Source organism: Nonomuraea fastidiosa, assembly GCF_042751225.1.
In the GTDB taxonomy this organism is placed as follows: domain Bacteria; phylum Actinomycetota; class Actinomycetes; order Streptosporangiales; family Streptosporangiaceae; genus Nonomuraea; species Nonomuraea fastidiosa.
Genome location: NZ_CP170570.1, coordinates 3,376,435 through 3,401,925, shown reverse-complemented (window position 1 = coordinate 3,401,925; position 25,491 = coordinate 3,376,435). Strand labels below are relative to the sequence as shown.

The 25,491-nt window shown below is 69.4% G+C and carries 23 protein-coding genes and 2 pseudogenes; 15 read left to right on the top strand and 10 right to left on the bottom strand.

Going from position 1 to position 25,491, the window contains the following annotated elements:
• The first annotated feature begins 72 nt into the window (after nt 1-72).
• Both ACFMQL_RS15530 and ACFMQL_RS15525 read left to right on the top strand, forming a co-directional pair.
• Nucleotides 73-963 carry an ABC transporter ATP-binding protein gene (locus tag ACFMQL_RS15530; protein WP_378785962.1) on the top strand — a complete coding sequence of 297 codons (891 nt, stop codon included), beginning with the start codon at nt 73-75 and terminating at the stop codon, nt 961-963.
• The gene (locus ACFMQL_RS15525; protein ID WP_364062218.1) at nt 960-1,700 is read left to right on the top strand and encodes an ABC transporter permease subunit; all 741 of its coding nucleotides are present in this window, start codon (nt 960-962) and stop codon (nt 1,698-1,700) included. The genes ACFMQL_RS15530 and ACFMQL_RS15525 overlap by 4 nt, the downstream gene beginning before the upstream one ends.
• Before the next feature lie 200 nt (nt 1,701-1,900).
• On the opposite strand, the gene proC is transcribed toward ACFMQL_RS15525, so the two are convergent.
• Together proC and ACFMQL_RS15515 are read right to left on the bottom strand one after the other, a co-directional pair.
• Nucleotides 1,901-2,695 carry a pyrroline-5-carboxylate reductase gene (gene proC / locus ACFMQL_RS15520; RefSeq protein ID WP_364062215.1) on the bottom strand — a complete coding sequence of 265 codons (795 nt, stop codon included), beginning with the start codon at nt 2,693-2,695 and terminating at the stop codon, nt 1,901-1,903.
• Between the two features lie 48 nt (nt 2,696-2,743).
• Nucleotides 2,744-3,508: a proline dehydrogenase family protein gene (locus ACFMQL_RS15515; protein WP_378785961.1), complete on the bottom strand. Its 765-nt coding sequence runs from the start codon at nt 3,506-3,508 to the stop codon at nt 2,744-2,746.
• A gap of 210 nt (nt 3,509-3,718) precedes the next feature.
• On the opposite strand from ACFMQL_RS15515, the gene ACFMQL_RS15510 reads away from it, so the two are divergent.
• The 7 genes and pseudogenes from ACFMQL_RS15510 to ACFMQL_RS15480 all read left to right on the top strand — a co-directional run bounded on the left by ACFMQL_RS15510 (nt 3,719) and on the right by ACFMQL_RS15480 (nt 12,295).
• Entirely contained in the window at nt 3,719-4,168 is a 450-nt protein-coding gene (locus ACFMQL_RS15510) for a hypothetical protein (protein WP_364062209.1), read from the top strand.
• A 466-nt stretch (nt 4,169-4,634) separates the two neighbouring features.
• A complete protein-coding gene (gene dnaK, locus ACFMQL_RS15505; protein WP_364062206.1) occupies nt 4,635-6,503 on the top strand; it encodes a molecular chaperone DnaK in 1,869 nt (622 codons plus the stop codon).
• Nucleotides 6,503-7,144: a nucleotide exchange factor GrpE gene (gene grpE, locus ACFMQL_RS15500; RefSeq protein WP_378785960.1), complete on the top strand. Its 642-nt coding sequence runs from the start codon at nt 6,503-6,505 to the stop codon at nt 7,142-7,144. The genes dnaK and grpE overlap by 1 nt, the downstream gene beginning before the upstream one ends.
• 22 nt (nt 7,145-7,166) lie before the next feature.
• On the top strand, nt 7,167-8,336 hold the full coding sequence (gene dnaJ, locus ACFMQL_RS15495; protein ID WP_364062200.1) for a molecular chaperone DnaJ: 1,170 nt from the start codon (nt 7,167-7,169) through the stop codon (nt 8,334-8,336).
• Nucleotides 8,337-8,342: 6 nt separating this feature from the next.
• Nucleotides 8,343-8,666 (top strand): annotated as a pseudogene (locus ACFMQL_RS15490) (heat shock protein transcriptional repressor HspR); the annotation flags it as partial.
• A 31-nt stretch (nt 8,667-8,697) separates the two neighbouring features.
• Nucleotides 8,698-11,271, top strand: coding sequence for an ATP-dependent chaperone ClpB (gene clpB, locus ACFMQL_RS15485; RefSeq protein ID WP_364062197.1), 2,574 nt, complete (start codon nt 8,698-8,700; stop codon nt 11,269-11,271).
• Between the two features lie 313 nt (nt 11,272-11,584).
• Nucleotides 11,585-12,295 (top strand): hypothetical protein, encoded by a 711-nt coding sequence (locus tag ACFMQL_RS15480; protein ID WP_378785959.1) that lies wholly within the window; start codon nt 11,585-11,587, stop codon nt 12,293-12,295.
• 845 nt (nt 12,296-13,140) lie between these two features.
• On the opposite strand, the gene ACFMQL_RS15475 is transcribed toward ACFMQL_RS15480, so the two are convergent.
• A complete protein-coding gene (locus ACFMQL_RS15475) occupies nt 13,141-13,671 on the bottom strand; it encodes a tetratricopeptide repeat protein (protein ID WP_364062191.1) in 531 nt (176 codons plus the stop codon).
• A 204-nt stretch (nt 13,672-13,875) separates the two neighbouring features.
• On the opposite strand from ACFMQL_RS15475, the gene ACFMQL_RS15470 reads away from it, so the two are divergent.
• Nucleotides 13,876-14,157, top strand: coding sequence for a hypothetical protein (locus ACFMQL_RS15470; protein WP_378785958.1), 282 nt, complete (start codon nt 13,876-13,878; stop codon nt 14,155-14,157).
• 10 nt (nt 14,158-14,167) lie between these two features.
• On the opposite strand, the gene ACFMQL_RS15465 is transcribed toward ACFMQL_RS15470, so the two are convergent.
• The 5 genes and pseudogenes from ACFMQL_RS15465 to ACFMQL_RS15445 all read right to left on the bottom strand — a co-directional run bounded on the left by ACFMQL_RS15465 (nt 14,168) and on the right by ACFMQL_RS15445 (nt 17,858).
• Complete coding sequence (locus ACFMQL_RS15465; RefSeq protein ID WP_378785957.1) at nt 14,168-14,800, bottom strand: TetR/AcrR family transcriptional regulator; 633 nt, start codon at nt 14,798-14,800, stop codon at nt 14,168-14,170.
• Nucleotides 14,801-15,032: 232 nt separating this feature from the next.
• On the bottom strand, nt 15,033-15,335 hold the full coding sequence (locus ACFMQL_RS15460) for an SDR family NAD(P)-dependent oxidoreductase (RefSeq protein ID WP_378785956.1): 303 nt from the start codon (nt 15,333-15,335) through the stop codon (nt 15,033-15,035).
• Nucleotides 15,336-15,411: 76 nt separating this feature from the next.
• Nucleotides 15,412-15,657: pseudogene (locus ACFMQL_RS15455) on the bottom strand (SDR family oxidoreductase); the annotation flags it as partial.
• A 212-nt stretch (nt 15,658-15,869) separates the two neighbouring features.
• Nucleotides 15,870-16,976, bottom strand: a complete 1,107-nt coding sequence (locus ACFMQL_RS15450; RefSeq protein WP_378785955.1) for a CapA family protein — start codon at nt 16,974-16,976, stop codon at nt 15,870-15,872.
• 60 nt (nt 16,977-17,036) lie between these two features.
• On the bottom strand, nt 17,037-17,858 hold the full coding sequence (locus tag ACFMQL_RS15445; protein ID WP_378785954.1) for a helix-turn-helix transcriptional regulator: 822 nt from the start codon (nt 17,856-17,858) through the stop codon (nt 17,037-17,039).
• A 109-nt stretch (nt 17,859-17,967) separates the two neighbouring features.
• Here ACFMQL_RS15445 and ACFMQL_RS15440 point away from each other — a divergent pair, with 109 nt between their 5' ends.
• Nucleotides 17,968-19,383, top strand: coding sequence for an MFS transporter (locus ACFMQL_RS15440; protein ID WP_378785953.1), 1,416 nt, complete (start codon nt 17,968-17,970; stop codon nt 19,381-19,383).
• 421 nt (nt 19,384-19,804) lie between these two features.
• On the opposite strand, the gene ACFMQL_RS15435 is transcribed toward ACFMQL_RS15440, so the two are convergent.
• Together ACFMQL_RS15435 and ACFMQL_RS15430 are read right to left on the bottom strand one after the other, a co-directional pair.
• Nucleotides 19,805-20,029, bottom strand: coding sequence for a DUF397 domain-containing protein (locus ACFMQL_RS15435; protein WP_364062170.1), 225 nt, complete (start codon nt 20,027-20,029; stop codon nt 19,805-19,807).
• A gap of 52 nt (nt 20,030-20,081) precedes the next feature.
• Nucleotides 20,082-20,945, bottom strand: a complete 864-nt coding sequence (locus tag ACFMQL_RS15430) for a helix-turn-helix transcriptional regulator (RefSeq protein ID WP_364062167.1) — start codon at nt 20,943-20,945, stop codon at nt 20,082-20,084.
• Between the two features lie 652 nt (nt 20,946-21,597).
• Between ACFMQL_RS15430 and ACFMQL_RS15425 the strand changes: the two genes are divergently transcribed.
• The 4 genes from ACFMQL_RS15425 (at nt 21,598) to ACFMQL_RS15410 (ending at nt 25,442) form a co-directional block, all read left to right on the top strand.
• Nucleotides 21,598-21,813, top strand: a complete 216-nt coding sequence (locus tag ACFMQL_RS15425) for a hypothetical protein (RefSeq protein ID WP_364062164.1) — start codon at nt 21,598-21,600, stop codon at nt 21,811-21,813.
• Nucleotides 21,813-22,460 carry a hypothetical protein gene (locus tag ACFMQL_RS15420; protein ID WP_364062161.1) on the top strand — a complete coding sequence of 216 codons (648 nt, stop codon included), beginning with the start codon at nt 21,813-21,815 and terminating at the stop codon, nt 22,458-22,460. Before ACFMQL_RS15425 ends, ACFMQL_RS15420 begins: the two co-directional genes overlap by 1 nt.
• Before the next feature lie 188 nt (nt 22,461-22,648).
• Complete coding sequence (locus ACFMQL_RS15415; protein WP_378785952.1) at nt 22,649-24,829, top strand: molybdopterin-dependent oxidoreductase; 2,181 nt, start codon at nt 22,649-22,651, stop codon at nt 24,827-24,829.
• A 1-nt stretch (nt 24,830) separates the two neighbouring features.
• Nucleotides 24,831-25,442: an HD domain-containing protein gene (locus ACFMQL_RS15410; RefSeq protein WP_364062155.1), complete on the top strand. Its 612-nt coding sequence runs from the start codon at nt 24,831-24,833 to the stop codon at nt 25,440-25,442.
• The last annotated feature ends 49 nt before the right edge of the window (nt 25,443-25,491 follow it).

Genomic DNA, 25,491 nt, shown 5'->3' with positions numbered 1-25,491 from the left:
TCCCAGACCGCCGCCGTGCGAACGGTTCGCGGGCAGGAGGTAATCGGGCAGGCCCGGCGGCACGCTCAAATCATGACCGCCATCAGGGCAACGAATCTCAGCAAACGTTACGGCGACACCGTGGCGGTGGACGACCTGTCGTTCACCGTCGAACCCGGCCGGGTGACCGGCTTCCTCGGCCCCAACGGAGCGGGCAAGTCCACCACGATGCGGATGATCCTCGGGCTCGACCACCCTTCGGGCGGGTCAGCGCTCGTGGACGGAAAGCCGTACGCGGAGTTACGGCACCCGCTGCGCAAGATCGGCGCGCTGCTCGACGCCAAGGCCGTGCACGGCGGCCGCAGCGCCCGCAACCACCTGCTGGCCATCGCCCAGAGCAACGGCATCCCGGCCCGCCGCGTCCAGGAGGTGCTGGAGATCGTCGGGCTCGGCGGGGTCGCGGGGCGCCGGGTCGGCGGGTTCTCCCTCGGCATGGCGCAGCGGCTCGGCATCGCCGCGGCGCTGCTCGGCGACCCCGAGATCCTCATGTTCGACGAGCCGGTCAACGGCCTCGACCCCGACGGCATCCTGTGGATCCGCACGCTCATGCGCGACCTCGCGGCCGAGGGGCGGACCGTGTTCGTCTCCAGCCACCTCATGAGCGAGATGGCCCAGACCGCCGACCACCTCATCGTGATCGGCAAGGGCCGGCTGATCGCCGACACGAGCGTACAGGAGTTCATCGGGCGCAGCTCCCAGGGCTACGTACGGGTCCGCTCGCCCCGCCTCACCGAGGTCGCCGAGCTGGTCAAGGTGGGCGAGCTGCACCACGACCACCTGCGGGTGACCGCGATGAGCACGTTGGAGATCGGCACGCTCACCGCGCGCGCCGGTCTGCCCCTGGAGGAGCTGACGTACGTGCAGCCCTCGCTCGAAGCCGCGTACATGGAGCTCACCAAGGACAGCCTGGAGTACTCGTCATGATGAACGTCATCAGGTCCGAATGGACCAAGATCCGCTCTGTGCGCTCCACGATGTGGTCGCTCGTCGTCACCGTGCTGCTCATGATCGGCTTCAGCGCGCTGATCAACGGATCGGCCCGCGTCAACGGCGACGGACCGCTCACGCTCGACCAGGCGCTGAACATCTCGGTCGCAGGAGGGCTGGTCGCCACGATCTCCCTGGCCGCGCTGGGCGTGCTGGTGATCTCCAGCGAATACCGTACGGGCGGCATCAGGACGTCCCTGATGGCCGTGCCGAACCGGTACAAGCTGCTGGCCGGCAAGCTGATCGTGTTCACCGCGACGGCACTCGTGGCCGGCGCGGTCTCCACGGCCGCCGCGATCGCCATCGGCCTGTCCATCACCCAGCCCACCGGGTTCGACCTCGCCGAGGTGGTCAGGGCCGGCGTCGGGAACACGCTCTACCTGACCGCGTGCGGGCTGTTCGGCTTCGGGCTCGGCACGCTCATCCGGCACACGCCGGGGGCGATCGTCTCGGCCATCGCCCTGATCATGGTGCTGCCGCAGCTCACGACCATGCTGCCGGGCGAGTGGGGCAGGACCGTCTCCGACTACTTCACCACCAACGCCGGCTCCCTGATCGTCGCGAACCGGTCGAACGACTCGCTGGGGCCGTGGAGCGGGTTCGGGGTGTACCTCGCCTGGATCGCCGTGTCGGTGCTCGCGGGGGCCGTCCTGATGCGACGGCGGGACGCCTGAACGGCTCGCCGGTGACGACGCGACGGCTTTCAGCGGCGGAGACCGGCAGGGCCGGCGGGGGCGCGTCACGCGGCGCGCAGGGCGGCGACCGGGTCCATGCGGCCCGCCCTGCACGCCGGAGCCACGCCGAAGAACATCCGACCACCACCGAAGCCGAGCCGGCGGTGACACGGCCGGGGCCTCAGCGCGAGCCGGGCGGCTCAGCCGGAGGCGAGTTCGCGGCTGCGGTCGCGGGCGGCCTCGATGGCGGCGAGGAAGGCCGCGCGTACTTTGTGGCGCTCCAGCTCGGCGATGGCCGCGATGGTCGTGCCGCCCGGCGAGGTGACGGCCTCCCGAAGGATGACCGGGTGCTCGCCGGAGTCGCGCAGCATCACCGCCGCGCCCACGATCGACTGCGTCACCATGTCGAGCGCCGCGGCGCGCGGCATGCCGAGCAGGATGCCCGCGTCGACCATGGCCTCGACGAGGTAGAAGAAGTACGCGGGCCCGCTGCCGGACAGCGCCGTGGCGGCGTCCTGCTGCGACTCGGGGATGCGCAGCACCTTGCCGACGGGACTCAGCAGCTCCTCGGTGAGCTTGAGGTGCTCCTCGCCGGCGTGCGCACCCGGCGAGATGACGCTCATCGCCTCGTCGAACCTGATCGGCGTGTTGGACATCACCCGCACGACCGGCACCTCGCCGCCGAGCCGCTGCTCCACGAACGATGTGGTGATGCCGGCGGCCGCGCTGATCACCAGGCTCGACGACGGCACGTAGGAGGCGATCTCGGCCAGCAGCGTGCCCATGTCCTGCGGCTTGACGGCCAGGATGAGGGTGTCGGCGGCCTTGGCGGCCTCGGAGTTGGAGACGACGCGCACGCCGTACGTCTCGCGCAGCGCCTGGGCCCGCTCCGCCCGGCGCGTGGTCGCCAGGATGTCGCCCGGCTTGAACCCGGCACGCAACAACCCGGACAGCAGGGCCTCGCCCATCTTGCCCGTGCCCAGAATCGCGATCATATTCGGAGCCCCTCGTACGGAACGAACGCGGATCTCGCAGCCTATCGGCTAGTGCCGCGACAGCAGCGAGCGCAGGAAGAAGGTGAGATTCCGAGGTCGCTCCGCCATGCGGCGCATGAGATAGGGATACCAGTCGGAGCCGTACGGCACGTAAACGCGTACCTGCGACCCCTGCCCGGCCAGGCGGAGCTGCTCGTCGGGGCGGATGCCGTACAGCATCTGGTACTCGAAGCCGGTGGCGTCGCGCCCGGCGAGCTCGGCTAGCGCGGCGGCGATGCGCAGCAGCCTGGGGTCGTGAGTGGCGACCATGGGGTAAGCGGTGCCCGCCATGAGCACTTTCAGGCACCGTACGTACGAGCGGTCGATGTCGGCGGGCTTGGTGTAGGCGCCTGGCGCGGTGTAGGCCCCCTTGCACAGGCGTACGCGGGCGCCGCCGAGCTTCTCGCACCGGTCGATCGAGTCGGGCAGATAGGACTGCACGACCACGCCCACGTCGGGGTGGCGGCGGCGCAGATCGGCGTGCACGGCGTGCAGGCCGGGGATCGTGTCGTGCTCTTCGGCGTCGAGCGTGACCGTGATGCCGCGTTCGCCGGCGGCGGCGCAGATGGTCTCGGCGTTGCCGAGCGCGAGCCGCTGCGACAGCCGCAGCCCGAGCGCGGTGAGCTTGACCGAGACGTCGGCCCCCGCGGGCAGCAGGTCGAGCAGCTCCAGGTAGTGGCCGACGGACTGCCGCGCCGCGGCCTCGTCGGTGATCTCCTCGCCGAGGTGGTCGACGCTGACCAGCAGCCCATGGCGGGTCAGCTCGCCGACCACGCGGGAGACGTCGTCGGCGACGTACCGCCTGACGACGTCCGCGGTGAACGGCGAGGTGGTGATGAACCGCTCGGCTCGCCGCTCTTGGCGAGGGCGAGCATGGCCTGACGGAGCACGTGATCCACACTAATCACTGAACCCGGGCTGAGCACTGGTCCCGGCCCTGTTGAACCGCCGCGTGGCGGATTCCGTCGTAAGGGTATGCGGACTATGACAGCGACTCTCCTGGCCGGATGTCTGGCGCTCGTGGCGGGCTGCGCCTCCGAGCAGCCGGCGCAGCGGGTGGCCGCCACGACCCCGGCCAAGCCGCCGGTGGCGTCGGAGCCGGTCACCACCGCGCCCACGAAGAAGCCCGAGGCGGTCAAGCCGCAGGGCAACGCGATCAACGTGCGCAAGGTCCGCTGGACCAAGGCCAAGCCGGTGGCCAAGGGCCGTCAGGTCCAGCTCACGTGGTGGTCGGGGGTGGAGCCGTGCACGGTGCTCGACCGGGTGAAGGTGACGGAGACGTCCAAGAAGGTCACGATCACCCTGTACGAGGGCACCGCGCCCAAGGCCAGGAACATGGCCTGCATCATGATGGCGATCGAGAAGACGACCACGGTCAAGCTCAAGAAGCCGCTGGGCGAGCGGAAGCTCGTCGACGGCGCCAAGACCAAGTAGGCCATAGGCCCGGGGTTCGGGCAGGGAGCCGCTGCGGCGCTTCACGGGGTCCGGCACTGCGCCGGGCCCCGTTTTCGTACGTCCCCATGCGCAAGCCGCCCCGGCAGCCGTCCCATCAAGCGCGAGAACCACCCCGGCAGCCGTCCGTCCCCATGCGCGAGAACCCCCGGGCAGCCGTCCGTCCCCATGCGCAAGAACCGCCCTGGAAGCCGTCCGCGCGCCTGAACCGTCCCACGTGCCCCTGAGGCGACCCTGAGCCGACCCTGAACCTGCCCACGCCCGGAACCCTGAGGATGACCGCCCTCGTTGCCCCGAATGTGCGTCTTTACAGCTTTTTCTCCCTCTCGGGGGGAATGCATCGAGGCTCAGGGGGGTTGAGTCGAGTAGGCTCAAGTCGTTTGACAAAGGCGACACACATCCATAGGTTGAGTCGCAAGGACTCAACTTTGACTACAAGGACGTACTCATGGCACGTGCGGTAGGTATCGACCTGGGGACGACCAACTCCGTCGTCTCGATCCTCGAGGGCGGTGAGCCCACCGTCATCGCGAACGCGCAGGGCTCGCGGACCACGCCGTCCGTGGTCGCCTTCGCGAAGAACGGCGAGGTCCTCGTCGGTGAGGTCGCCAAGCGGCAGGCCGTCACCAACGTCGACCGGACCATTCGCTCGGTCAAGCGCGAGATGGGCACCAACTGGTCCAAGGAGATCGACGGCAAGAAGTTCTCGCCGCAGCAGATCAGCGCCTTCGTGCTGCAGAAGCTCAAGCAGGACGCTGAGGCGTACCTCGGTGAGAAGATCACCGACGCCGTGATCACCGTCCCCGCCTACTTCAATGACGCCCAGCGGCAGGCCACCAAGGAAGCCGGCCAGATCGCGGGCCTCAACGTGCTCCGCATCATCAACGAGCCGACCGCGGCGGCCCTCGCCTACGGGCTCGACAAGGAGCAGGACCAGACGATCCTGGTCTTCGACCTCGGTGGCGGCACCTTCGACGTGTCGCTGCTCGACGTTGGCCAGGAGGACGGTCACGGCTTCGTCGAGGTCAAGGCCACCTCCGGTGACAACCACCTCGGTGGTGACGACTGGGACCAGCGCATCGTCGACGAGCTGATCAAGCGGTTCCAGAACGCGCACGGCGTCGACCTGTCCAAGGACAAGATGGCGCTCCAGCGTCTGCGTGAGGCCGCCGAGAAGGCGAAGATCGAGCTGTCCGCGCAGTCCGAGACCACGATCAACCTGCCCTACATCACCGCCTCGTCCGAGGGCCCGCTGCACCTCGACGAGAAGCTGACCCGCGCCGAGTTCCAGCGGCTCACGGCCGACCTGCTCGAGCGCTGCAAGGGCCCGTTCCACCAGGTCATCAAGGACGCCGGCATCAAGGTCTCCGACATCGCCCACGTGGTGCTCGTCGGCGGCTCGACCCGTATGCCCGCCGTCACCGACCTGGTGAAGGAGCTGACCGGCGGCAAGGAGCCCAACAAGGGCGTGAACCCCGACGAGGTCGTCGCCATCGGCGCGGCCCTGCAGGCCGGTGTGCTCAAGGGTGAGGTCAAGGACGTCCTGCTGCTCGACGTGACCCCGCTGTCGCTGGGCATCGAGACCAAGGGCGGCATCTTCACCAAGATCATCGAGCGCAACACGACGATCCCGACCAAGCGCTCCGAGGTCTTCACCACGGCCGAGGACAACCAGCCGTCGGTGCAGATCCAGGTCTACCAGGGCGAGCGCGAGATCGCGGCCTACAACAAGAAGCTGGCCACGTTCGAGCTGACCGGCATCGCGCCGGCGCCGCGCGGCATCCCGCAGATCGAGGTCACCTTCGACATCGACGCCAACGGCATCGTCAACGTCTCCGCCAAGGACCTGGGCACGGGCAAGGAGCAGACGATGACGATCACCGGTGGCTCCGCGCTGCCGAAGGAAGACATCGAGCGCATGATGCGCGAGGCCGAGTCGTACGCCGAGGAGGACAGGAAGCGCCGCGAGGAGGCCGAGGTCCGCAACAACGCCGACGGCCTCGCCTACCAGACGGAGAAGTTCCTCCGCGAGAACGACGACAAGGTCCCGGCCGACATCAAGACCGAGGTCAACGACGCCCTGGCCGAGCTGAAGAAGGCTCTGGAGGGCACCGACGTCGACACCATCCGCACCTCGGCGGAGAAGCTCGCCACGGTGAGCCAGAAGATGGGCTCGGCCATCTACGCCGCCAGCCAGGGCCAGCAGGGCGCTGAGGGCGGCGCTCAGGACGCCTCGGCCGGTCAGGGCCAGAAGGCCGACGACGACGTGGTCGAGGCCGAGATCGTGGACGACGACCAGCCGAAGAAGGATCAGTGATGCCGCCTAGTGACCACGGGCACGAGGAGCCGGTGATCCGCGACAAGCGCAAGATCGACCCGGAGACGGGCCAGGTCAGGGAGCAGCCGCCCGCCGACGGCCAGGTGCGGCAGCCTCAGCAGGAGGCCGCCGCTCCGGCCACAGGACCGGCCGGCGAGCAGCCGCAGGAGCCGCAGGAGGGCGAGCTGGCGGCCCAGCTCGCCGAGCGGACCGCCGACCTGCAGCGTCTCCAGGCGGAGTACGTCAACTACCGCCGCAGGGTCGAGCGCGACCGGGTCGCGGTCCGCGAGCAGGCCGTGGCCGCCACGCTGACCGAGCTCCTTCCCGTACTCGACGACATCGGGCGGGCCCGCGAGCACGGCGAGCTGACCGGAGGCTTCGCCAAGGTCGCGGAATCGCTGGAGTCCGTGCTCACCAAGCTGGGCCTCAGCTCCTTCGGGCAGAAGGGCGACCCGTTCGACCCGACCATCCACGAGGCGCTGATGCACAGCTACTCGTCGGAGGTGACCGAGCCGACCGCGGTCGAGGTGCTGCAGCCTGGATACCGGATGGGTGACCGGGTGCTGCGCCCCGCGCGGGTGGCCGTCGCCGAGCCGGGTGAGGACACTCCAGCGGCGTCCGATGACGACCAAGAAAACTGACAACAAGGACGAAGGGCCGTAGATGAGCACCAAGGACTACCTGGAGAAGGACTACTATGCCGTCCTTGGTGTGCCCAAGACCGCCACCGCCGAGGAGATCAAGAGGGCCTACCGGAAGCTGGCCCGCCAATATCACCCCGACACCAACCAGGGCGACGCCGCCAAGGAGAAGAAGTTCAAGGAGATCTCCGAGGCGTACGACGTCCTGTCCGACGCCAAGCGCCGCAAGGAGTACGACGAGGCGCGCACGCTGTTCGGGTCCGGGGTGGGCGGCCAGCGGGCCGGCGGTGGCGGTTTCCCGTTCGACTTCGGTGACCTGTTCGGCGGCACCGGCCCGCAGGGTGCAGGGAGCGCGGGCGAACGGCTCGGCGACCTGTTCGGTGGGCTGTTCAACCGGGGTGGCGCCCGCACCACCGGCGCCACCCGGGCGCGGCGAGGCCAGGACATCGAGTCCGAGGTGACGCTGACGTTCACCGAAGCCGTCGAGGGCACCACCGTGTCGCTGAGGCTGACCAGCTCCGCCGCCTGCACCGCGTGCAGCGGCACCGGCGCCAAGGCGGGCACGACCCCCAGGGTCTGCCCGACCTGTGAGGGCACCGGCGCGGCCAGCCGCAACCTGGGCAGCTTCGCCTTCTCCGAGCCGTGCCGCGACTGCAAGGGCCGCGGGCTGATCGTGGACGACCCCTGCCCCGTGTGCGACGGCAGCGGGCGTGCCAAGAGCACCCGCACCATCCAGGCGCGCATCCCGGCCGGCGTGGCCGACGGCCAGCGGGTCAAGCTCAAGGGCAAGGGAGCGCCGGGCGAGAACGGCGGGCCTGCCGGAGACCTCTACATTCAAACCCACGTCAAGCCGCACGCCGTCTTCGGCAGAACGGGCGACAACCTGACCGTCACCGTTCCCGTGACGTTCACGGAAGCCGCCCTCGGGGCCGAGATCAAGGTGCCGATCCTCAACGGCATGCCGGTCACCCTGCGCATTCCCGCCGGCACCCCCAACGGACGCACGTTCCGCATCCGTGGCAGGGGTGTCAGGAGGAAGGACGGCACTCGGGGCGACCTGCTCGCCACCGTCGAGGTGCTCGTGCCGAAGACGCTCGATGACAAGTCGCGCGAACTCCTCAGCGAGTTCGCCAACGCGACCGCGGGCGAAGACCCGCGCGCCGAGCTGATTCAGCGAGCCAGAAGCGAGTGAGCGGGGATGGACGCCAACTACTTCGATCTGTCAGACGACACCCCTGTCTATGTCATATCGGTGGCCGCGCAGCTGTCGGGGCTGCACCCGCAGACCCTGCGGCAGTACGACCGGCTCGGCCTGGTCAGCCCCGGCCGCACGGCCGGGCGCGGCCGCCTCTACTCCACAAGAGACATCATCCAGCTCCGTGAGGTGCAGCGGCTCTCTCAAGAGGAGGGCATCAACCTCGCGGGGATCAAGCGGATCCTCGAGCTTGAGAACGAGAACCTCCGGCTGCGCGAGGAAGTGCACCGCCTGCGCGCCGAGATGGCGATGATCAAGGCGTTGATCCGCTACCAGTTGCCACCGGGGGCCTGAGAATATGGACTACAAGCTCACCCAGAAGAGCCAGGAAGCGCTCTCGGGTGCCGTTCGGCGCGCCGCCGCCGAGGGCAACCCCGAGGTCGCTCCTGCTCATCTGTTCAGCACGCTGCTCACGCAAACGGGGGGCACGGCCGTTCCGCTGCTGGAGGCCGTGGGCGCCGACTGGCGGGCGCTGAAGGCCCGCAACGAGGAGCAGCTCGCCACGCTGCCGAAGGCGCAGGGCGCGACGGTGGGGGCGCCGTCGACCTCGCGCCAGCTGCTGACCGTGTTGAACACCGCCGCCCAGCACGCCAACCGGCTCGAAGACCTCTACGTCTCGACCGAGCACCTGCTGGTCGGCCTGGCGGCCGACGGGGGTCAGACGGCCGAGCTGCTGAAGTCCCAGGGCGCGACGCCGCAGGCGCTGCTCGACGCGTTCGAGAAGGTACGCGGCCACGCCCGCGTCACCAGCGAGACGCCTGAAGACACCTACCAGGCTTTGGAGAAGTACGGCGTCGATCTGACCGAGCGCGCCCGCGCCGGCAAGCTCGACCCGGTCATCGGCCGCGACACGGAGATCCGCCGCGTCGTCCAGGTGCTCAGCCGCCGCACCAAGAACAACCCGGTGCTCATCGGCGAGCCCGGCGTCGGTAAGACCGCCGTCGTCGAGGGCCTGGCCCAGCGCATCGTGGCCGGCGACGTGCCCGAGTCGCTGCGCGGCAAGCGCCTCATCTCGCTCGACCTGGGCGCGATGGTGGCCGGTGCGAAGTACCGCGGCGAGTTCGAAGAGCGCCTCAAGGCCGTGCTCTCCGAGATCAAGGAGAGCAACGGGCAGATCGTGACGTTCATCGACGAGCTGCACACCGTCGTCGGCGCGGGGGCCGCCGAGGGTTCGATGGACGCCGGCAACATGCTCAAGCCCATGCTCGCCCGCGGTGAGCTGCGCATGATCGGCGCGACCACGCTCGACGAATACCGCGAGCGCATCGAGAAGGACCCGGCGCTCGAGCGCCGCTTCCAGCAGGTCTACGTCGGCGAGCCGTCGGTCGAGGACACCATCGCGATCCTGCGCGGGCTCAAGGGCCGCTACGAGGCACACCACCAGGTGCAGATCGCCGACAGCGCGCTGGTCGCCGCCGCCGCGCTGTCCGACCGCTACATCACCAACCGCTTCCTCCCCGACAAGGCCATCGACCTGGTCGACGAGGCCGCCTCGCGGCTGCGCATGGAGATCGACTCCCGTCCCGTGGAGATCGACCAGCTCCAGCGCAACGTCGACCGCATGAAGATGGAGGAGCTCGCGCTGTCGAAGGAGACCGACGAGGCCTCCGTCCAGCGGCTCGAACGCCTGCGCCGGGAGCTGGCCGACCGCCAGGAAGAGCTCAACGCCCTGGTCGCCCGCTGGGAGCAGGAGAAGGCCGGGCTCAACAAGGTCGGTGAGCTGAAGAAGCAGCTCGACGAGGCGCGCAGCGCCGCCGAGCGGGCCCAGCGCGACGGCGACTTCGAGACCGCCTCCCGGCTGATGTACGCCGAAGTGCCGCGGCTCGAACAGGCGCTCAAGACCGCCTCCGAGGCCGCGCAGCCGGAGAACGCGATGGTCAAGGAGGAGGTCGGCGCCGACGACATCGCCGAGGTGATCTCCTCGTGGACCGGCATCCCCGCCGGGCGGCTGCTGGAGGCCGAGACGGCCAAGCTGCTGCGCATGGAGGAGGAGCTGGGCAAGCGGATCATCGGGCAGCGGCAGGCCGTACAGGCCGTGTCCGACGCCGTACGCCGCAGCCGCGCCGGCGTCGCCGACCCCGACCGGCCCACGGGCTCGTTCCTGTTCCTCGGCCCGACCGGTGTCGGCAAGACCGAGCTGGCCAAGGCGCTCGCGGAGTTCCTGTTCGACGACGAGCGGGCGATGACCCGCATCGACATGAGCGAATACTCCGAAAAGCACAGCGTGGCCAGGCTCGTCGGCGCGCCTCCCGGCTACGTCGGCTACGAGGAGGGCGGCCAGCTCACCGAGGCCGTCAGGCGGCGCCCGTACACCGTGGTGCTGCTCGACGAGGTGGAGAAGGCGCACCCCGAGGTCTTCGACATCCTGCTGCAGGTGCTCGACGACGGGCGGCTGACCGACGGCCAGGGCCGCACGGTCGACTTCCGCAACACCATCCTCATCCTGACCTCCAACATCGGCTCGCAGTACCTCGTCGATCCGAGCCTGGAGAACGGCGCCAAGCGCGAGGCCGTCATGGGGGCGGTGCGCAGCTCGTTCAAGCCGGAGTTCCTCAACCGGCTCGACGACGTCATCCTGTTCGACGCGCTCGGCTCCGAGGAGCTGGCGCAGATCGTCGACCTGCAGGTCGACCGCCTGGCGCGGCGTCTTTCCGACCGCCGGCTGCGGCTGGAGGTCACGCCCGCCGCCCGCGAGTGGCTGGCCCTCACCGGCTACGACCCGCTCTACGGCGCCCGCCCGCTGCGCCGCCTGGTGCAGTCCGCCATCGGCGACAAGCTGGCCAAGGCCGTGCTGTCGGGCGAGATCGTGGACGGCGACACGGTCAAGGTGGAGCTCGGCGACGACGAGCTGCTGATCCAGCGCGCCGCCTGACGCGCGCGGCCGTGCTCTTCGAGCACGGCCGGTCGGCTCGCCACGGGGCCGCTGCGGCGACCGACTGCCATGTCCGGCGCCTGACGTTCGGCGCAGGATGTTCTGCGCATGACGTTCCACGCATGACGTTCGACGCATGAAGAAGCCCGGAGATCTGCGAGATCTCCGGGCTTCGGCGTGTCATGACCGGGTCATCGGGCCCGGCGTTCGGTAAGGTTCGCCCCACTCTTCGGACAAGCCGCCTCCCCCGGTCGAGATCGCTGACTACGTTGTGCGTTCGTCAGTGCACCGACATCGATGAGGGGGACGTGCGGTGTCATTCCAGAAGATCCGGAGCACGATCGCCGTGGTCGCGGTGGCCGCGGGCGTCAGCTGGCTGTGCGCCGGTCCTGCGGCGGCCCGGACCTGCACCCGAGCGGAACCGGCGGCACTGCCCCTGACCCACTGCGGGCACCACACGGACATCGCACTCGACGACCCTGGAATCGGCGCCTCGCGGGTGGTCACCACGGAGACGAACAGGCTGGCCATGGCGGCCGGTGAGACGGCCAGGCGGCTCGGCCTGACCGGCCTCGCGACCGGCAAGCGGGCCCTCGGCATGAGCGACCTCGGCGGCATCGCGGCGACGTGGGGCATGCCGTCCCTGGCGGGCTCGCCCACGCTGCTTCCCCTGGTGCCGGAGCCGCTCACGATGAAGGACCTCGCCACCATGCGCAGCGTCCCCGCGCTGCCCGAGCTCCCCCGGGTGCCGCTGACCGGCAGGCCGCCCGCGGGCAAGCACGGCGCGGGCAAGCATGCACGCAAGGCGCCCCCGCCCGCCACCGTCGCCGGCACCCGGCTCGACTCGCCCGCCAATCTGCACGAGCCGGTACGCCAGGTCGGCTCCCAGGTCATCAGCGAGCTGCTGCCCAAGGCGTTCGAGACCCTGGAAGGCACCCGCTTCGCCCCCAGCGGCGGCTCCATCATCAGCGGCTTCAGCAGCCTAGGCGGCCTCACCCAGGCCCTCCCGCTCCCCCTGGGCTGACCCCGGCGCTGAACGCGCTCAGAGACCGCACGCGGCCCTGAGCGCTCCCCACGGGGCTCAGCCCGGTCTCACCGGCTCGGAGCCGCGCCAGGGGAGGACTGAGCGGCACGCGCGACGCTGGAGCACCCCCACGTTCTCGCCACGCCGCGAGGCCGAGTTGCGCTGGCCCTCGTACGTCCCGTTCCGGCCCCTCACCGGGGCCGAGCGATAAGCGCTCCTCACCGGCACTCACCGGAGCCGGGCGGAGCTCCTCACCCCGGCGTCCGCCGGATCCGAGCGGCGACGCCTCCTCGCCGCTGACGCCGGAGGTGAGCCACTGTCCGGGCGCGGGTCGTGCCTGCCGCGCCCGGCCTCCAGGCCGGAGGGACCAGGGCAACCCGTCCCTCCGGCCACCCCCTCCACATGCCCCACGAAACGGCGCTAGAGGGCCGCGCAACCCGCAACGCTGTGCTCAACCCGCCGGCTCGTGCGCCACCCAGCCACCGCCGCGCCGGCCGCACCCGGCGCCGGCTTCGCCGTCAATGACCCCAACGCGACCGTCATCCCGGCCCACCGGCCGCCCCGGCGCCGGACATCACGCGGCCCACCCCAGGAGCTGCGCGGTTCGCCTGCTCGCCCCGCACAAGCACCACGGGATCACTCACTCACCCACCCCAGGCACCACGTGGTTCGCCCGCTCGCCCCCACGCCGGGCACTCCGGGAAGGTACGCCCCGCGGCCCGGCACGGTGCGGGGCGTCGGAACGTTCCGCCGGAAGCCGCCGCGTACCCGACCCGATCCCCGGCTGCGGGCACGGCTCAGGGAGCCCCGCCACGAGCGGCGGGGCTCGCCAGGGCGCGCGGTCGTCAGGAGACGAGCTCGTCGAGCTCGTCCTCAGGCAACCCGAGATCGACCCGGATGCGGTAGCGGGTGCGGAGCACCGCCACCTGCTCTGGATCGTTCTCATCGCAGGCGAGGGCGGCCTGGGTGGCCCATTCGAGCCCCCCTTGCAGGTCGCCGTACGCCACGAGCGTCTCGGCGATCGTGTGAGCGGTCGCCGTGGAGACGTTGCCTTCCGCGCGTATCGTCTCGATGATCTCTCTAGCCTCGTCCGGCCGATCGAGCTCGAAGAGCGTGTCGGCGATGCCGGCACGCGCGTCGAAACCCGCATCGCCGCCGTCCTCGACCGCGAGCTGGAAGCACTCCATCGCGCGGGCGGGCTGCCCGGCCGCTCGCCACTCCTCAGCGGCGAGGACCAGGATGGAAGCCCTGGAGACGTCGCCGGACGAATAGTCCTGAGCGACGTCGTACAGCCGACGGGCCAGGGAACTGTGGTCGTCGGCCAGCAGGGCCTGCTCGAGCAGACGATCAAGGTGCTCACGGGTCACATGCGCCACACCGCGAGACTACCGAGCCACCCGGCCGTTTGCCCGGTCAATCCGCATCGCCGGTCACGTGCAAATTCGGTAACGTCTCGGCCAATCCAGCGCACGGAATGCGTATTCGCCCAGGTCATCGGGCATATAGGCGTCACTCAGCCGCCACAGCGAGCGGAGGGACTGTGATGGGCATGTCCAAGCAGACGACCTTCACGCTGGCCTGTGCCGTGGTGTTGGCGGCCCTCGGGCCAGGGGTGGCCGGCTGACCTGTCGGCCCGCCTGGAGTCCATCGAGGCGGCCGAACGCAACCTGCGCGCACTGGAGACCCGGCTGCAGATCCGCGAGGCGAGAGAGGCACGCCCGGCCTCGCTCTCGGGCGCATGCCGAAGTACGCCGGCCCCGCCCCAGCTCCAGGACATGCCCGCGACGGCGCTGGCGGAGCAGGAGGAGGCCGAGCGATGGCTGCCCGAACTGCCTGAGCGGCCGGGCATGGTCCGCTACTGACCCGATCCCGCTACTGGCCCGCCACGGGCTCCTTGACGGGCTCTTCCACCTGCTCCCCGACGCGCTCCTTCGCGGGCGCAGCGGCGGGCGACCAGGATCGGAGCTGCCGGGACAGAAACCCTCTGATGAGGTGTTTGGCGGCGTCGATGATCTCGGGCGCGCCCTGCGGGTCGCGGCGGAAGGCCAGTTTCAGCACCGCGTCACCGGCCTCGACCGCGACGAGTACGGCGAGGTCGAGTGAAGGGCTGTCGGCCAAGCCGAACTCCTTGAGGAACAACCCGCGCAGCCGTCCGGCGATCACGGCGTTGTTGTCGGAGTCGGAGTCGAGCAGGTTGAGATCGACGGCGTCGCCGAAGCGCAGGCTCTTGAAGCCGGCGACGGTCCTGTGCATGTCGACGTAGATGTCGATGATCGCGTCGACGGCCTCCCACCAGCCGCGATAGTCCTCTTCGAGGAACCGGCGATCGACCCTGCGGACGAACTCCTCGACGTTGCGCCTGGTGAGCTCTTGGGTGATGGCGCGCTTGTCGGGGAAGAACTGGTAGACCGATCCGATCGCCACTCCGGCGCGTTCGGCGATGCGGGTGGTCGACAGGGCTTCGTAGCCGATCTCGTCGAGGAGCTCGGCACACGCGTCGAGCATCCGCTCGACCCGTCGGGCGCTGCGGCGCTGTGATGGCTGCCGCCTGAGAGCTTTCGGCGGGACGCATGCGTCGTCCATTTGCTGCGGCGAGAACACGAAACCATCTTCTCCCGTAGGGGCGATCTTTACCTGCCGAATTCCGGAATCCTCGTAGGAGAGCTCAAGCGGGCGAACCCGCGGAGGGCTCGAGGCGAAATCCGCGACAGGGCATACCCGATTTTTCCCTCCACGTTCATCGGAACGACCGCCTGATTACGGTGCACCGCGCGCAATATGTACGCCGCCACCCGCTTCGGCGGGTCTCGCGCCGCGCCAGCGCCCGCACGGCCGCCCCGCGCAGCCCTTCGTCCGTGTACGTGGCGTTGCCCGCGATCCCCGTCGAGACGAAACCCGGACAGATGACGCTGACCCCGATGCCGCGCCCGGCCAGCTCGGCGCTGAGGCAGTCGCTGAGCGCCTTCAGGGCGGCTTTGGACACCGTGTAGGCGGGCAGCAGCCGGGTCGGCACGAAAGCGGCCAGGGACGCCGCGTTCACGATGTGCCCGCCCGCGTACACGGTCGGCCGTGGCGGCGCCGAAGAGCCGGCAGCCGTGGATGACGCCCCGCAGATTGACGTCGAGGCCCCTGCGCCAGTCCGCCACGGTGTGATCGAGGAACGCGCCGGCGACCGCGATACCGGCATTGTTCAGGTCAATGTCCGGTACCCCATTTTCGGTGATGATTTTTCGCGCGAAGTCTTCCATCTGATCGCTATTCGCCACGTCCACTCGCATGGCGTAAGCCGTACCGCGAATATTCTTCGCAATAGCGTCGGCCGTCTGCTTCGCCGCGCCGATGTCGATATCCGCGCAGACCACCCGCCCGCCGTACGTCCCCTGACCGCACCCGCCACATCCTGGCCTCCTATTGGACGAACCATCCAATAGACGAGGCCGACAAGACCACCCCGACCACCCCACGCAGGCCACCGCGAACCGGCCGCACCCGCCGGCCGCGCCCGGAGGTGCGCGTCACACGGCCCCGCCGTCCCCGCGTCAGGCGGGCGTGCGGAGAAGAGCCCCGGCCCCCATCACTCCGATTCGGGGCGGGCGGACAGTCCCGTGCAGGAGCGCAGCGCCTTCCAGTCGGCCACCGCGCGGGTCCTGGCGGCGCCCGTCATCGGCACCGGCACTCCCCCTTGGATGGTGGCCGGCGTCCAGACGTCCTTGAGTATCCGCCGCCCGTTGATGGTCAGCGTCAGTACGCCGGTCCTGCCGGTGGTGGCGGGGTTGGAGTTGTAGAAGACGAAGTTGCCCATGCCGTAGTTGATGTAGGCGTCGTCCAGGTAGCCGGAGCCGAGCAGGATGTGCGCGTGCCCGCCGACCACCACGTCGGCGCCCGCCTTGACCAGCTTGGGGGCGAGCGAGCGCTGCGCCTCGTTGGGGCACTTCTGCAGCTCGGTGCCCCAGTGCAGGTGGACGATGACGGTGTCGGAGTTCTTGCGCGCCTGCTTGACCGCCTTCAGCAGCGCGGCCTCGTTCTTGGCCGAGGCGAGCCCGCCCTTGGTCGACGTGGCCGTCCACGCCTGGATGAACTCCGCGTCCATCACCTGGGTGGCCCCGATGATCGCGACCCGGTTGCCGTTCACGGTCTTGCGATAGGGCCGGTACGCCTCGGTCGCGTTCGCCCCGATGCCCACCACGGGGAACTTGGCGCGCTTGATCGCCTTCAGCGAGTCGGCGAGCCCGCTCTCCATGTAGTCCATGCCGTGGTTGTTGGCCATGGACGCGACGTCCACCCCGGCCGCCTTGAGCGCGGTGAGCGCGCTGGCCGGGGCTCTGAACGTGTACTGCTTGCCGGGCGCCGGCGTCCCTCCTGTGGTGATGGCGGTCTCCAGGTTCACCATCGCGAGGTCGGCCTTGCGCAGCACGCTCGCGATCGGCCCGAGCGCGGTGCGCGGGTTGGCGAGCCGGGGACGGAGGATCCCCTCGAAGTGCACGTCGCCGCCGAAGGCGATGGTGTACGGCCGCCGCTTGGGCTTGGGCTTCCTGGTCGGCTCGCTGGTCGGCTCCTCGGCGGCCTGCCGCTGGACCTCCTTGCGCTGCGGCTGCCGTTCCGGCTCAGCTCCCGGGATGGCCGAGCAGGCGGCCACGGAAAAGAGCGCAGCGAAAACCGGGAGGGCACGGGGGAGTCTCATATGCCGCCACTTCCGCTCGAAACCTGACTTTTCGGGATCGAGCATGCCATGCAGGGCGGTTTACCGGGGAGCCTCCATGAGCTTGGACATCGCCGTACGAGTCGGGTCATCCATCGGCGTATAGACGAGCATCCGCGTTTCCGGCACCGTGGTGAAACTCGTCACACTGAAGCGCAGCAGCCCGTGCTCGACGTGCTTGAACGCCTTCTCCCGCGACCCCGCCTCGGCCACGTCCTGCCGGGCCCACAGCCGCGCGAACACCGCGCTTTCGGATTGCAGCCGGCGTACGAAGTCCTGCCAGCACGGGTCGTCGGAGTGCCGGCTGTAGGCGCCGCGGAAGACGGCGACCAGCCTGGCCAGCTCCTGGTCGTGATCGACCAGCATGAGCGTGGTCGAGGGGCGCGTGCACAGCTGCCAGAGCTGGTTGCGCTCGCCCTCGGGAGCGGAGCAGACCTCGGGGAAGAGCGCCGCGTACGCGTCGTTCCAGGCCAGGGCGTCGCACCGGCCGTTGGAGATGACGGCGGGCATGTCACCCATGCGGTCGAGAATGACCTGCATCTCGGGCGTGATCTGCCCGGAGCTCGCCGGCACCGGATCCGCGACGTGGCCGGCCAGGCGGTAGAGGTGCTGCCGCTCGGCGCTGTCCAGGCGCAGCGTACGCGCGATCGCGTCGAGGACCTGCGGGCTGGCGTTGATCGGCCGGCCCTGCTCCAGCCACGTGTACCAGGTGACGCCGACCCCGGCGAGCTGGGCGACCTCCTCGCGGCGCAGCCCGGGGGTGCGCCTGCGCGTGCCCGGCGGCAGATCGACCATCTCCGGCGTGATCCGCGCACGGCGGGAGCGCAGGAACGCCGACAGATCCGTACGTCTTGCCTCAGCCACCTGCATTAATCCACTATGCGTGACATCTGCGGCACTTAGCCAGTTACTCCCAATACCAGTATAAATGGGCTCTCGTTACTGGTACTGGGGTCACGGCAGACTTCACAACATGTCGCAAACCACCGTTGTGTCCTCTGATGGGGTGACCACCCCGCAGGAGGCCCCCAAAGCCGGTGGGCTGCTCCTGACGACCATCCTCCTCGGGCAGTTCCTGGCCATCCTGAACGTCAACATCGTCAACGTGGCCACCCCGACCATCGAGGCCGACCTGCACTCGTCGGGCGCCGGGCTACAGATGATCATCGCTGGTTACACCATTGTCTATGCGGTCCTTTTGATCACCGGAGCCAGGGTCGGCGACCTGTTCGGCTACCGCAGAGCGTTCCTCGGCGGATTGGCGGCCTTCACCGTGACCACGCTCGCCGCCTGCCTCGCCCCCACGACGGGCTGGCTGGTGGCGGCCCGGCTACTGCAAGGCGCCGGGGCGGCGATGATGATGCCGCAGGTGCTGACGTTGATCCAGCGCAACTACCACGGCGCGGCCCGCGGCCGGGCGATCGGCCTCTGGTCTTTGATGATCAGCGGCGGCATCGTGGCGGGGCAGGCGCTCGGCGGCATCCTGCTGGGCGTCGGGCTCGGCTGGCGGATCGTGTTCCTGGTGCTGGTGCCCGTCGCCGCGCTGTTGCTGATCGCGGGGCATCGCCTGCTCCCCCACGACTCGGGCGGCGGCCGGACCGGGCTCGACCCGTGGGGCCTGGTGACGCTGTCGGCGGCCGTGCTGCTGTTCGTGGTGCCGCTCGTGCTCGGCCGCGACCTCGGCTGGCCGCTGTGGGGCTGGATCTCGATGGCGCTGAGCGTGGTGACCTTCGCGGTGTTCGTACGCGTCGAGCGCTGGGTCACCGGCCGGGGCGGCCGGCCGCTCGTGGACGCCCGGGTGCTGCGCGCGCCCGGCATGCGGCCCGGCCTCGCCGTCCTGCTCTTCGGCCCGGCGACCTGGGGCGCTTTCCTGTTCACCTCCGCCCTGCACCTGCAGGGCGACCTGCACATGACCCCGCTCGCCTCCGGCATGATGCTGGTGCCGTGCGCGCTGGCGTTCGGCCTCGTCGGGCTCGCCTGGCCGCGCCTGCCCGTACGCCTGCAGCGGCCGCTGCTGCCGTTCGGCTACGTGGTCGCCGCCCCCGCCTACGTCGGCCTCGGCCTCGCCGCGAGCGGCGGCGTGGTGTACGCCATCATGAGCGCCCTCGTCGGCGCCGGCCTCGGCGTGCAGGTCGCGGTCACGAACCTGGCCACCGAGCAGGTGGACGGCGCGTACGCGGCGGACGCGAGCGGCGCCCTGCTCACCGTCATGCAGATCGGCCAGGTCATCGGCGTCGCTGCCATCGGCACCCTCTTCATCACCCTCGACACCGGCCCCACGTCCTCCGCCCCCATGACCACATCTCTGGCGATGGCCGGTCTCGCCGTACTTGCGGGCCTCAGCTCCCTCTTCCTCACCCGCCGCCCAAAGCCCCTCGCCTCCGCATGACCGACTCCCCCCTTGCCGGGCACCGGGCAACCCCCGGTGGTCCGGCCATTCACCGTCATATCCCGGACCGGAGATGACGTCCGAGACGAATAGCGATTCAGAGCGTCACATCGCGTTCGCGCCGGCGATCCAGAAGGCGGGAGAGTCACTCGCTCGTAGGTGAATCCGAGTTACCCATGGCATCCTCTCACGAGCCCTGAGGCCATCACCGACTCCGCGCAGGAGTTCGGAATGCACGGTCACGCCATGAGGGGGTAGAGCATGCCGCAGCAAACACGCCGGAGTCGCGCTTCCCCGGCCATAGTCGACACGTTTGATGGGATTGAGCGGCCCTTTTCAGGGCCGCATGCAACAAAGGGGTTTCAGCATCACAAAGGAACGGCCCTGGAGAGCCGGTGACGTCACTCTCCAGGGCCGTTCGTCACGCGCTCGCGCCCAGCGTGGCCAGGTCGAACTCGTTGTCGCGGACTCCCGCAACGAAGGCGGCCCACTCCTCAGGAGTGAACACAAGCACAGGCCCGTCGTCCTGCTTGCTGTCGCGGATCGCTACGTTGCCATCCGCCAGGGGCGCCACTTCAACGCACGCGGTCGCACCGTTGCAGTAGCTCGCCTTACGCCAGGCCGCCCTCGAAATATCGTTGTGCATATTCTCCCCAAAGGGTCAGAGGCGTCATTGCCTCTTTGGTGAGGTCATGCCGTCATCGTCGCCACAGCATCGCCTTTCGCTGGATCAGGACTCGCGATTCATCCTCATCCAAGGCCTCCGATTTCATATGATCGAATGCCATTTCATATCCGGCGACCCGTTCAAGATCTTCGACGAAGTCGGCTGTATACAGCTGTTCCAGATACACCACATCGTCAAAACCCGAGAACTTCAGGTGAATGAACGCACCCGTGTTCACCGGATGCAGTGCATCCAGCGGGAGGACGTGGACGCTCACGTGCGGCAGGACGGACATCTCCAGGAGATGCTCCATCTGCTCCCGCATGACCGAGGGCTCGCCGAACTGCCGCAGCAAAGCCGCCTCGTCCAGCACCACGCTCAACTGGCACGGGTTCGGCCTGTGGAGAACTCGTTGCTGCCGGTCCAGACGGGCCTCGACGCGACTACGGACACCACTGTGCGTTATGCGTGCGATACCACGCGTGGCCAGGATGACCTCTCGCGCGTAGTCCTCGGTTTGCAGGAGGCCAGGCACAGCCTGGGGTTCCCAGTTGCGCTGAACGGTGGCCTCCGCTTCCAGCCCCAGGAATGTCGTGTACTCCTCGGGCAGGGCGTCCTCGTAATCTTCCCACCACCCTCGCTGCTCCGCATCACGCAACAAGCCGAAGAGTTCATCAAGTTTGTCACCGTCCAGCCGGTACAGCTTGGCAAGGGCCTTGATGTCCTCAGTGCTGGGCATGGTCTTGGCGGCTTCGATGCGGCTGACCTTGCTGGCGGACCAGCCGAGGTCTCTGGCCGCCTTGGCGCCGGTGAGCTTGCGCCGCTCGCGGAGGAGGCGAAGCTCCTGGCCCAAGCGGAGCCGCCGTACTGTGGGACTGCCCTGCTGCGATGGCACCGTCCACTCTCCTTCTCGGGAATGAAGGTGTAGCCGGAAGGGATCGTTTGCAGTCCGGCTTTTTGGGCCGTTCGCCCAATCTTACACTGCAAGTTGCATGAGTTGTGCCGCACAGCCTTGCCAGAAGGCTTTCACGGAGAGAGCGTAGGGGCAAGGACAACCTTCGCAGGTGCGCCGGAGGCGGGCCAGGTTTTCCTCCTCGTACCGTGGCGATGACAGTTGGCGTGCAAGTTGCAGGGCAATAAGCGAAGAAACTTAAATCTTCCCTTGCTCAAAGTATTGCAGCTTCGCCGACCTCGGGGGACGATCTGAACTAGGAGGGTTCTCGAGTGGTGAGGAGGCCGGACATGACGCATCGGCCGCACGCGTGGGGACTCCCAGCCATGATCACGCGCTCGTTCGGCGGGCGCGCCCCCGGCAACGTCGCCGTCCCGGAAACGAATCACCGCCCCAGGGAGGCCACTTGCCGGAAGGACTTCGTCATCGCCTGAGCGCACAGCGCGAATTCGCTCGATCGAGCATGCAAAAAGCCGATCCGCGGCTGACCACCGATTCTTCGTCGCACCACGGGCTGCCACCCTGCGGCGAGACCGGTCATCAGCCGTCGGACCGGCCAAGAAGCCACCTCTAAATGCCGCGAAAGGGGTCTTCTATGTACTCACAAGGTACCAAGGGACTCAGCCGAATCAAGTCCTGGATCCGGGACCTCATCGCCTCGGCTGACTACGAGATCTGCGTAGAGCCGGACGAGTTCGCCTTCCGCATGGGCTGGACGGTGACCAGGACGGGGTTCGGCTCCCGTCGCTACCGCGACCCGCGCTTCGACCAGCTCCGCCTCCCACGCAAGGTGACAGAGGAGGTGTCCTGATGGCGAGGAACCCGCGCAACCAGATCTACCCCGCCAACGAGGACCTCCCCGCCGTCCGCGGGAGCCGGCCGCTGGTCAAGCTGTGGCGGGCGAGGACCGAGCTGCTGCTGCTCGGCGCCGCGGCGCTGTTCGTGCTGGCGCTCTTCGGCGCCACCCGGAACGGCCAATGGGTGCCGGTCGTCCTGCTGACCAGCGCCGTGTCGGCGCCGGCCGCCACCAAGGCGGGCCGCAGCTGGGTCGCCGCGCACTTCTGGTGCGTGGTCTCCCGCCACCGCCTGCACCGGGTGTGCATGGAGACGACCATGCACACCCGGGCGGGACGGATCCCGCTGGTGCTGTGGATCACGCCGACGGTGACGGGCGAGAAAGCGCTGATCATGGTCAGGGCCGGCATCAGCGCCGAGGAGTTCGAGGCGTACGCCGAGGAGATCGCCGCGGCCTGCTGGGCCCGCAGCGTGAACGTGTACCGGCACCGCACGCGCTCGCAGTTCGTGCTCGTGGAGATCGTCCGCAGGGACGAATCGCCCGGTGCGATCTCCCCGGGGCTCGACCGCCTGTACGGCCGCCGCTCCTGGGTCGCCCTGCGGACCGACTTCGAGGAGCCGCCTGATCTGCGCACCGAGGTGGTGCTGCCGAGGGCGGCGTGAAGACCTAGGGAACCGGGTCCCTAGGAAGCGAAGCCCCGGAGACCGCGGGGGCTCCGGGGCTTCCCCATGCTCCCACCCCGTGCGTCCGGCCCACACGGCCCGGCCCCGGAGATCCGGCGATCTCCGGGGCTTCCCCATGCGCGCGGTCCGCGCGAAGATGAGTTCATCCGGCGAACTCAGGAGTCGTGATGCCGTCCACCGTGCACCGGACCTGCCCCCTCTGCGAAGCCGTCTGCGGCCTGACGCTCACCCTCGACGACGCCGGGCGCGTGACGGGCGTGCGCGGCGACAAGGACGACCCGTTCAGCAAGGGGTTCATCTGCCCGAAGGGCGCGAGCCTGGGCCGGCTCGACGAGGACCCCGATCGCCTGAGCGTCCCGCTCGTCAAACGCGACGGCCGGTTTCGCGAGGCGAGCTGGGAGGAGGCGTTCAGCGCCGTACGAGCGGGCCTCGACCAGGTGAAAGACCGGCGCGAGACCGCCGTCTACCTGGGCAACCCCAACGCGCACACCATGGCGGGCGCCCTGTACGTCGCCCCGCTCGTCAAGGCGCTCGGCACCCGCAACGTCTTCTCCGCCAGCACCGCCGACCAGATGCCGAAGCACGTGGCGGCCGGGCTGATGTTCGGCCACCCGATGGCCATTCCGGTGCCCGACCTGGACAGGACCGGCTACCTGCTGATGCTGGGCGCGAACCCGCTGGAGTCCAACGGCTCGCTGTGCACGGCCCCCGACTTCCCAGGCAGGCTCAAGGCGCTGAGGCGGCGCGGCGGCCGGCTGGTCGTGGTGGACCCGCGCCGTACGCGGACCGCGGCGCTGGCGGACGAGCACGTGTTCATCCGCCCGGGCACGGACGCGTACCTGCTGTTCGGCATCGTGCACACGCTGTTCGCCGAGGACCTGGTCAGGTTGCGGCACGAGGTGAACGGGCTGGCCGAGGTGCGCGAGGCGGCCAAGCACTTCCCGCCGGACGCGGTCGCGGCCCGTACGGGGGTTCCGGCCGAGGTGGTGACGCGGCTGGCCAGGGAGCTGGCGGCGGCGGACCGGGCCGCCGTGTACGCCCGCATCGGCACCTGCACGGCCGAGTTCGGCACGCTGGCCCAGTGGCTGGTGGACGTGCTCAACGTGCTGACCGGCAACCTCGACAGGCCGGGCGGCGTGATGTTCGCCAAGCCCGCGACGGAGCCGCCGGGGCGGCGCCGGCCGTACCAGGTGGGGCGCTGGCGCAGCCGGGTGCGCGGGCTGCCGGAGGCGAACGGCGAGCTGCCGGTGGCCACGCTGGCCGACGAGATCGAGACGCCGGGCGAGGGCCAGGTCAGGTTCCTGCTGACGATCGCCGGGAACCCGGTGCTGTCGGCGCCCAACGGGGCCCGGCTGGACAAGGCGCTGGGTCGGCTCGGCTTCATGGTGAGCGTGGATCCGTACCTGAACGAGACGACCAGGCACGCCGACGTGATCCTGCCGCCGCCGCGCATCCTGCAGTCGGGCCACTACGACTTCTCGCTGCTCGGGCTCGCGGTGCGCAACTACGCCAGGTACTCGCGGCCGGTGCTGCCGCTGGACGGGCGGCCGTCGGAGGCGGAGATCCTGGCCAGGCTGGCGGGCATCGCCTCGGGGCTGGAAGGCGACCTGGACGCGTACGTCATCGACGAGACGCTGCGCAAGGCCACGCAGACGCCCGGGTCCGGCGTGGAGGGCCGGGACGTCGCGGAGCTGCGCGCGCTGCTGGACGGTGAGACGGGCGCGGAGCGGCGGCTGGACATGATGCTGCGGCTCGGCCCGTACGGCGAGTGGTCGGGCAAGGGTGAGCTGTCGCTGCGCAAACTGCTCGACCACCCGCACGGCCTGGACCTCGGCCCGCTGCAGCCGCGGCTCGGCGAGGTGCTGCGGACCGCGTCGGGGCTCATCGAGCTGGCTCCCCCGCACATCATCGAGGACGTCGAGCGGCTGCGCGCCAAGCTCGAGCAGGCCCCGCCCGAGATGGTGCTCATCGGCCGGCGGCACCTGCGCTCCAACAACAGCTGGATGCACAACGTCGCCCCGCTGGTGGGCGGTAGCAACACGTGCACGCTGCAGATCCACCCCGACGACGTGGCCAGGCTCGGGCTGAACGGCGAGGCGGTGGTGCGCTCGGCGAAGGGCGAGGTCACGGTCGTGCTGGAGCCGACCGACACGATCATGCCGGGCGTGGTCAGCCTGCCGCACGGCTGGGGCCACGCGGACAGCGCGCAGCGCGTGGCGGCCGATCACGCGGGCGTCAGCGCCAACGCGCTCACGGACGAAACGGCGATCGACGCCCCAAGTGGTAACGCAGTGTTCAACGGAGTTCCGGTCACGATTTCACCAACCGGGGTGATCACCGCACATTAGGGTGTCGCGCGTGACTATCGTGCCAGAAGAGGACCGCCTGAACGCCCAGATCGCCTTCGCCATCGAGATCGACAAGTTGAAGCGGATCATCCGCCGCAACCACCTCATCGACGGCTCGCGACGGGAGAACACCGCCGAGCACTCCTGGTACGTGGGCACGTTGGCGATGATCCTCGGCGAGCACGCCCCACCCGGAACCGACCTGCAGCGGGTGGTGGCCATGTTGCTGGTGCACGATCTGGTGGAGATCGACGCGGGTGACACGTTCATCTACGACCCGGTGGAGGTGGCCGCGCAGGCGGAGGCCGAGCGGGCCGCCGCCGACCGCATTTTCGGCCTGCTGCCCGCCGAGCAGGGAGCGCGGCTGCGGGAGTTGTGGGAGGAGTTCGAGGAGCGCAAGACGCCGGAGGCGAAGTTCGCCAAGGCGCTCGACAGGTTCGCCCCGATCCTGGCCAACCACCACACCGAAGGGGGCACCTGGCCGCTGTTCAAGGTGACGGCGGCGCAGGTTCGGGAGAAGGTGCGGATCATCGAGGAAGGCTCGCCGTCGCTGGGCAAGTACGCCCTCGAGCTGGTCGAACTCTCCGTGGCCAGGGGACACCTGTCCGAGTGATCCCCTCATGCCCGGGGTAGGGGACTTGTCGTGAAAGAGACAGTACGTG